This is a genomic window from Halovulum sp. GXIMD14793 (assembly GCF_054457435.1).
Genome location: NZ_JBTLNE010000128.1, coordinates 1 through 844, shown reverse-complemented (window position 1 = coordinate 844; position 844 = coordinate 1). Strand labels below are relative to the sequence as shown.

Genomic DNA, 844 nt, shown 5'->3' with positions numbered 1-844 from the left:
CCCGAAACTTCCCTCGTTCTGATGTAGAGTTTGCTCAACCTTTTGAAGGAGCAAACGAATGCGAAAGAGCCGTTTCACGGAAGTCCAAATCATTGGGATGATCAAAGAACAGGAAGCCGGGATGCCGACGGCAGAGGTGTGCCGCAAGCACGGTCTCAGCCAGGGCACGTTCTACAAATACAAATCGAAGTATGGCGGCATGGAGGTGTCTGACGTCGCGAAGCTGAGAGCGATGGAGGACGAGAATGCCAAGCTCAAGCGGCTGCTGGCCGACGCCATGCTGGACAACGTGGTGCTGAAGGATCTTTTGGGAAAGAACTGACGACGCCGAATGAGCGGCGAGAGGCAGCGCTCAGGGCGATGCGGGATCATGACATCTCGCAACGCCGGGCCTGCCGACTTGTCGGTGTCGATCCGAAGACGGTCCGGCGTGAACGCCCGCTGGACAATCCCGAGATACGCAAGGAGATGAAGGCCGTCGCTGCCAAGCGCCGCCGGTTCGGCTATCGGCGGATTGGCGTGATGCTGGAACGCAAGGGGATGATCATGAACCACAAGAAGCTCTATCGGCTTTACACGGATGAGAAGCTGGGTGTCAGGCGACGACGGGGCCGCAAACGGGCGCGGGGATCGCGGACACCAATGCCGGAGGCGCTGAGACCGGGCGAACGTTGGTCGCTGGACTTCCTGTCAGACACGTTCGGGGCGTCCCGCCGGTTCCGCATTCTGGCGGTGAACGATGATTGCTGCCGCGAGAACCTGTGCCTGATGGCCGACACCAGTATCTCGGGTGCCCGCGTCGCGCGGGAACTGGATGCGCTTGTCCGGGTCTATGGCAGACCGG

General features: G+C 60.5%; 1 pseudogene. It reads left to right on the top strand.

Annotation, left to right across the window (positions count from 1 at the left end):
• Positions 1 to 58 precede the first annotated feature (58 nt).
• Positions 59 to 844 (top strand): annotated as a pseudogene (locus ACW9UQ_RS18665) (transposase); the annotation flags it as partial.